A 6,744-nucleotide genomic window follows, 5' to 3' on the forward strand; every position below is an offset into this window, starting at 1 on the left:
GGGGCGATGTGCTGCATGTGCACGGTCTCCCCGCCCCGGCGCAGCACCGAGGCGAAGTCGCCCAGGCCCTCCCGTTCCAGGGCGGCGGCGCCTCGTACGACTCCGCGCAGTGCCGCGTCGTGGATGCCGGGGTCGACGAGGCGGCCGTGGCCGTGCCGCTGGAGTTCGTCGAGGTAGCGGGTCATGACGCCGAGCCGGCTCACGGGGCCGGGCACGGCCACGAACGCGGTCTCGATGCGGTACGGGGCGACCCCCTCGGGGAGCCGCGCCGAGCGGATGCGGCGGCAGATGTCCTCGTACTCGGCCGGGGTGACCATCGCGGATTCGAGCAGGATGTTGTAGCCGCGGGAGAGGGCGAGGTCCTGGGCCTGCTCCCACCAGCGGTCGCCGTCCGGGCGGACCAGCGCGTCCGCCTCCTGGGGGCGCTCGGCCTGCCAGCGGGCGTACTCGGGGTGGTGCGGGTTGTAGAAGTCCATGTTGATCCAGGCCGAGGGACCGCCCCGGTCCAGCGCGTCCTTGACCATACGGGTCACGGCGGTCTTCCCGGCGCCGGTCTGCCCGGCCACGATGACGGCGACCGGCGCCCGTTGCGGTGCGCAGCCGTCGAGGAAGACGGGGGCGATCTGCTCGCGGAAGATCCGCTGGTTCTCGGCGAGGGGCAGCCGCCCTTCGAGGGTCGGCGCCTTCGGCGTCCCCGTCGGCGCTCCCGTCGACGTCGCGGGGTCGTTCGGCGACCGGCTCATGCGTCGCCGCCCGGCAGTCGGGCCAGTTCCGTACGGATCCGCCGGCACAGGGCGTGCGCGTCGGCCAGGGCGTCCGTGTCGTCGGGGCGCAGGCCCAACTGGAGCCGGTTCAGCTCCCGCTGGCGCCCGAGCAGGTGCTCGCGGGTGGCTCCGGCGGCGTCGCGCAGGGAGGCCGAGACCTCGCCGACGGTCCTGCGCAGGTCACCCAGGGCCGCCTCGTAGGGCTCGTCCGCGTACTGGCCGCCGCCGAGCGGCTCCACCCGCGAGAGCACGGGCTCGGAATCGGGCTGCTCCGTCATGGGGGGTCCCTCCGTCGTCATCGAGTCGTGGTCGTCGTACGTGGTGACGCCGCCGTGTCGGCGTCGAGGTCCAGGGCGTGGTCGGCGTCGTACGGGCGGTCGCCGTCAGAGACGTGGGGCGAGGGGTCGGTGGTTCAGGCGAGGTGCGCGGTGTCGCCCCACCGCACCGGACGCAGCCGTCCGCCCGTGCCGGTCCAGGACGACACCGAGGCGTTGGGGACCGGCGGCAGGGTGTCGGGGGAGGGCGCGCCCAGGCCGGCCAGGACGAAGCGGAGGCCGATGACGATCGCGTCGTGCGCCACGAGCAGCACCCGCCGTCCGGGCGCGGCCCGGTCCAACTCGGTCACGAAGTCCCGTACGCGCAGCGCGACATCGGCCATCGCCTCACCGCCCGGCGGCCGGTACGCCCACTCGCCGAGCAGGGCCCGCCGCGCGGCCTCCTCGGGGGCGCGGGCCCGCAGCGCGCCCGGTGGGTGCAGTTCGAAGACACCCATCTCCCGGTCCCTGAGCCGTTCGTCGACGAGCAGCTCAGGCGGTGTCACCCGTGGGTGCGCGGCCATGACCTGCCAGGTCTCCCGGGCCCGGGCGTAGGGCGAGCAGACCACGAGGTCCGGCCCCGTCCCCTCGTCCAGCCCGGCGAGCCAGTCGCCCAGCGACCCGGCCTGCTCACGTCCCAGCGGAGACAGCGGGACGTCCGTGTCCCGTCCGGGGACCGGCAGTTCCGTCGAGCCGGTGCGCTCGGCCTCGGCGAAGGCGACGTTCGCGGTGCTCTGCCCGTGCCGTACCGCCCACAGTCCGCGGAGTGAACTGGGCGCCGCGAGCCCGCTCTTGTGCATCTCATCGGCCATCCGGTCATTCTGCTCGACCGGAACGCCGGTGTTCCGTACGAGATCGCCGGTGTTCCGTGCGGCGATCGCGGGCGCTCAGTGCGCGACCGGCGTGGCCGTGTACGTGCGGCGCAGGAAGCGGATCAGGGCCTTCGTGTCGAACTGCATCACCGCGACCCCGTGGGCGGAGTGGAACTCCATGACGGCCTGGACCCGGCCGCAGGGCCAGATGCTGACGGGGCCGGCGGTCGCGGGGGTGCGCAGACCGCGTTCGAGGAGGTCGCGGGGGAAGGTCCACTCGTGGGGGCCGGGCAGGCCCACGTGGACGGCGGTGGGGCCGCCGTCGGGGTCGTAGCGGAGGATCACGGGGACCGTATCCCGGTCCTCGGGGGAGTCGGTGACGACATGAGCCCGTGCGTACTGCTCGACGGTGACAGACATCGGGCGGCTCCTCACGCTGAGTGACCCAAGCAGAAGCTGTTGATCCGCTCTCCGTGCCTCTCCAATGTCGCATATTTTCCGCCATCCGCCCGTGGAGGAGGATGCCGGGCCGGGCCGGGACGGCGATGTGTTCGCTATTCGAAGTGAAGGCGCTCTTGCAAGACCCTCGCAATAAGGCCCTATCATCGTAAGGTTCCAGCCACGCGCAGCCGGATGCGATCGCCACCGGGCGATCCGGAGAGCGAGCCCTCGCATGCATGTCCCCGACGGATTCATCAACGCCCCCGTCTCGGCGGTCGCCGGTGTCGTCGCCGCAGGTGCCGTCGCCGTCAGCCTGCGCGGGGCCCGGCGTGAGTTGGACGAGCGGACGGCGCCGCTCGCCGGACTGGTCGCCGCGTTCATCTTCGCCGTGCAGATGCTGAACTTCCCGGTCGCGGCCGGCACCAGCGGGCACCTGCTGGGAGGCGCGCTCGCCGCGATACTCGTGGGCCCCTACACCGGGGTGCTGTGCGTGTCCGTGGTGCTCCTCATGCAGGGCATCCTCTTCGCCGACGGCGGCCTGACCGCGCTCGGCGTGAACATCACCATCATGGCCGTCGTCACCACCGTCGTGGCGTACGCCGTCTTCCGCGGGCTGGTCAAGGTCCTGCCGAACAAGCGCCGCTCCGTGACCGTCTCCGCCTTCGTCGCCGCGCTCGTCTCGGTGCCCGCCGCGGCCGCCGCGTTCACCTTCGTCTACGCGATCGGCGGCACCACGGACGTGCCGCTCGGCTCCGTCCTGACCGCCATGGTCGGCGTGCACACCCTCATCGGCATCGGCGAGGCCGCGATCACCGCCGCCACCGTCGGCGCCGTCATCGCCGTACGCCCCGACCTCGTGCACGGCGCCCGCGGAATGACCGCCCCGCTGAAGCTCCGTGTGAACGGCGAGCTCGTCGACGCCCCCGCCGCCGGTCCCGCGCCCGTGCCGGTGGCCGCGCGGTCGCCCCGCAAGCTCATCCTGGCCGGGCTCGGCACGTCCCTCCTCCTCGCCGGTGTCGTCAGCTTCTACGCCTCCGCGAACCCGGACGGGCTGGAGAAGGTCGCCGCCGACAAGGGCATCGACGCCAAGGTCGAGGACCACGCCGCCGCCGACTCCCCGCTCGCCGACTACGGCGTCCGGGGCCTCACCGACGCCCGGCTCTCCGGCGGTCTCGCGGGCGTGATCGGCGTCGGCGTCACCGTCGTCGCCGGCACCGGGATCTTCTGGGCCGTGCGCAGGCGCCGGGCCGGCGAGGCCGAGGCGACCTCCCCGTCCTCCGTGCCCGAGAACGCCTGACATGGGCGCCGGACACGCCCACAAGCTCTACCGGCACGCGCACTCGCCGGTGCACGCCCTGCCGCCGCACACCAAACTCGCGGCCGTCTTCGCCTTCGTGGTCGTCGTCGTGTCGACGCCGCGCGAGGCGATGTGGGCGTTCGCGCTGTACGCCGCGCTCCTCGCCACGGTCGCGGGCGTGGCCCGGGTGCCCGCCGGGTTCCTGCTGCGGCGACTGCTGATCGAGGTGCCGTTCGTCGCCTTCGCCCTGCTCATGCCGTTCGTGGCGCAGGGTGAACGGGTCGAGGTGCTCGGCATGTCGCTGAGCGTCGGCGGACTGTGGGGCGCCTGGAACGTCCTCGCCAAGGGCACCCTCGGTGTCGCCGCGTCCGTCCTCCTCGCCGCCACCACCGAGCTGCGCGAACTCCTCCTCGGACTGCAACGCCTCAAGCTGCCGCCGCTGCTCGTCCAGATCGCGTCCTTCATGATCCGCTACGGCGACGTCATCACCGACGAGATGCGCCGGATGCGGATCGCCCGCGAGTCACGCGGCTTCGAGGCGAGCGGCGTCCGTCACTGGGGCGTGCTCGCCAAGTCCGCCGGGGCGCTGTTCATCCGCTCCTACGAGCGCGGGGAACGCGTCCACCTCGCCATGATCAGCCGGGGGTACGCCGGCACCATGCCCGTCATCGACGAGGTGACCGCCTCGCGGGCGCAGTGGTCGTACGCCTTCGCCCTCCCGTTCGCCGCCCTCGTCGTCTGTCTGCTGGGATGGACCCTGTGACCGTGTCCAAGGAACCCGTACCCCCGTCCCTCGAAGTCGCCGGGCTCGCCTTCGCCTACCCCGACGGCCACCAGGCCCTGTTCGGCGTCGACTTCACCATCGGCCGGGGCGAACGGGTCGCGCTGCTCGGGCCGAACGGCGCCGGCAAGACCACCCTCGTCCTGCACCTCAACGGCATCCTCACCGGGGGCGCCGGCACGGTCGCCGTCGCCGGACTGCCGGTCGGCAAGCAGCACATGGCAGAGATTCGGCGCAAGGTCGGCATCGTCTTCCAGGACCCCGACGACCAGCTGTTCATGCCGACCGTGCGGGAGGACGTCGCGTTCGGCCCGGCCGCCGCCGGGATGAAGGGCCCTGAGCTGGAGGCCCGCGTCGACCGCGCGCTCGCCCGGGTCGGCATGGCCGAGTTCAAGGACCGGCCCCCGCACCACCTCTCCTTCGGTCAGCGCCGCCGGGTCGCCGTCGCCACCGTGCTCGCCATGGAGCCGGAGATCCTCGTCCTCGACGAGCCCTCCTCCAACCTCGACCCCGCCTCGCGCCGCGAACTCGCCGACATCCTGCGCTCCTTGGACGTCACCGTCCTCATGGTCACCCACGACCTGCCGTACGCCCTGGAGTTGTGCCCCCGTTCGCTGGTGCTCAGCGAGGGCGTCATCGCGGCCGACGGACCCACCGGTGAACTCCTCGCGGACGACGCCCTGATGCGGGCCCACCGCCTGGAGTTGCCGTTCGGCTTCGACCCGAGGTCGGTCGCCGCGGGGAGCTGAGGACAATGGGGCGCGTGACGAATCAAGAGGACGCCGCGTGGCCCGGGTCGCTGCTCCTCGACGAGCAGCTGTGCTTCGCGCTGTACGCGGCCCAGCGCGCGGTCACGGCCGCGTACCGCCCGCTGCTCGACGAACTCGGCCTCACCTACCCGCAGTACCTCGTCATGCTCTGCCTGTGGGAGCGGCGTGAGACCACCGTCAAGGAGCTGGCCGGCGCCCTGCGCCTGGACTACGGCACGGTCTCGCCGCTGCTGAAGCGGCTGGAGGCGGCGGGTCTGCTGAGCCGGCGCCGCTCCGCCCGCGACGAGCGCTCGGTCCGGATCACGCTCACCGGGCGCGGCGAACAGCTCCGCAACCGGGCGGAGGCCGTCCCCGAGACGCTGGCCGCCGCCACGGGCCTGCGGGGCGGCGACGTGGCCCGCCTGCGGGAGGAGCTCTGGGAGCTGACGGCACGGGCGGAGCGGTCGACGCGGACGACGACCACCTGACGGGGACCGACGGGGACCGACGCGTCCCCGCCGTACCGCTCACCGCGCCCCTGTCTCCGGGGTCACCCGTTTCGCCGGGCCATTCGTTTCTCCGTGGCCACCCGTTGTTACCGCTGGTTACTACCCCCTGGTAACCGCTCTCACCTACCAGCCGGTACCTTGTGCACGATGTACTTGTGCGCGCTTTTCCTGGGGGAGGCTCATTCATGACTGACGGCGCCGCTGTCGAGACCCGCTCCGACACTCCTGCGGAGGCCCGCCCGGACACCCGTCCGGCGAAGATCATGTATGTGGCCGAGGCCACCGCGCACGGCGGTCGGGACGGCTTCATCACCAGCCAGGACGGCCATATCGACCTGAGGGTGGCCATGCCCCCCGAGCTGGGCGGCGACGGCAACGGCACCAACCCCGAGCAGCTGTTCGCGGCCGGCTACAGCTCCTGCTTCCACAACGCGCTGGTCCTCGTCGGCCGCCGCGAGGGCTACGACCTCACCGGCTCCACGGTCGCCGCGAAGGTCGGCATCGGCCCCAACAAGCAGCGCGGCTACGGCCTCGCCGTCGCCCTCAGCGTCTCCCTGCCCGTCCTCGACCAGGACATCGCGGCCAAGCTGGTGGACGCGGCCCATCAGGTCTGCCCCTACTCCAACGCCACCCGCGGCAACATCGACGTGACGATCGTGCTGGGCTGAGAACCCCACGGGGGCCCGGGGGAAGCCCCGCACGGCACCCGAGGGCCCCGGCCGGAGGAATCACCCGCCGTGCGTGTACGTTGCACCCGTCGACCTGGCGAGTGAGGCGAGCGAACGGAACGGAGCGCCGGCGTGGATGTGAACGGCACGGTCGCCGAGGGCTTCGAGCCGGTGCGGGAGGCGTTCCTGCGCAACTTCGAGGCGCTCGGAGAGAAGGGCGCGGCGGTCGTCGTCCACCAGCACGGCCGCAAGGTCGTCGACCTGTGGGCCGGCACCCGCGACGTGGACGGCGACGAACCCTGGCAGCACGGCACCGCCCAGATCATGCGCTCGGCCACGAAGGGCGTCGCCGCCGCAGTGCTGCTGATGCTGGCCGAGCGCGGCGAGCTGGACCTGGACGCCCCGGTGG

10 protein-coding genes are annotated in these 6,744 nt (G+C 72.6%); 6 read left to right on the forward strand and 4 right to left on the reverse strand.

Annotated elements, in window-relative coordinates; translation table 11 throughout:
* From AOK15_RS34915 to AOK15_RS34930, 4 genes are all read right to left on the reverse strand, one after another.
* Window positions 1-743 (reverse strand): zeta toxin family protein (locus tag AOK15_RS34915; protein WP_205632282.1); only part of this gene is annotated, 743 nt, incomplete at its 3' end.
* Window positions 740-1,042, reverse strand: coding sequence for a hypothetical protein (locus AOK15_RS34920; protein ID WP_055522316.1), 303 nt, complete (start codon window positions 1,040-1,042; stop codon window positions 740-742). The genes AOK15_RS34915 and AOK15_RS34920, both read right to left, overlap by 4 nt.
* Window positions 1,043-1,176: 134 nt before the next feature.
* Complete coding sequence (locus AOK15_RS34925; RefSeq protein WP_055522323.1) at window positions 1,177-1,878, reverse strand: histidine phosphatase family protein; 702 nt, start codon at window positions 1,876-1,878, stop codon at window positions 1,177-1,179.
* Between the two features lie 87 nt (window positions 1,879-1,965).
* A complete protein-coding gene (locus AOK15_RS34930; protein WP_055522317.1) occupies window positions 1,966-2,310 on the reverse strand; it encodes an SsgA family sporulation/cell division regulator in 345 nt (114 codons plus the stop codon).
* 253 nt (window positions 2,311-2,563) lie between these two features.
* Here AOK15_RS34930 and AOK15_RS34935 point away from each other — a divergent pair, with 253 nt between their 5' ends.
* The 6 genes from AOK15_RS34935 to AOK15_RS34960 all read left to right on the forward strand — a co-directional run.
* Window positions 2,564-3,628 (forward strand): energy-coupling factor ABC transporter permease, encoded by a 1,065-nt coding sequence (locus AOK15_RS34935; RefSeq protein ID WP_055522318.1) that lies wholly within the window; start codon window positions 2,564-2,566, stop codon window positions 3,626-3,628.
* Window position 3,629: 1 nt separating this feature from the next.
* The gene (gene cbiQ, locus AOK15_RS34940; RefSeq protein ID WP_055522319.1) at window positions 3,630-4,391 is read left to right on the forward strand and encodes a cobalt ECF transporter T component CbiQ; all 762 of its coding nucleotides are present in this window, start codon (window positions 3,630-3,632) and stop codon (window positions 4,389-4,391) included.
* Window positions 4,379-5,158: an energy-coupling factor ABC transporter ATP-binding protein gene (locus AOK15_RS34945; protein WP_055522320.1), complete on the forward strand. Its 780-nt coding sequence runs from the start codon at window positions 4,379-4,381 to the stop codon at window positions 5,156-5,158. The genes cbiQ and AOK15_RS34945 overlap by 13 nt, the downstream gene beginning before the upstream one ends.
* Before the next feature lie 14 nt (window positions 5,159-5,172).
* Window positions 5,173-5,646 (forward strand): MarR family winged helix-turn-helix transcriptional regulator, encoded by a 474-nt coding sequence (locus tag AOK15_RS34950; RefSeq protein ID WP_185093699.1) that lies wholly within the window; start codon window positions 5,173-5,175, stop codon window positions 5,644-5,646.
* 206 nt (window positions 5,647-5,852) lie between these two features.
* Window positions 5,853-6,335 carry an organic hydroperoxide resistance protein gene (locus tag AOK15_RS34955; RefSeq protein WP_055522322.1) on the forward strand — a complete coding sequence of 161 codons (483 nt, stop codon included), beginning with the start codon at window positions 5,853-5,855 and terminating at the stop codon, window positions 6,333-6,335.
* Window positions 6,336-6,467: 132 nt separating this feature from the next.
* The coding region (locus AOK15_RS34960) for a serine hydrolase (RefSeq protein ID WP_157870464.1) at window positions 6,468-6,744 on the forward strand (277 nt) is incomplete at its 3' end.

This window comes from Streptomyces ossamyceticus (assembly GCF_001418475.1).
GTDB lineage: Bacteria > Actinomycetota > Actinomycetes > Streptomycetales > Streptomycetaceae > Streptomyces > Streptomyces ossamyceticus.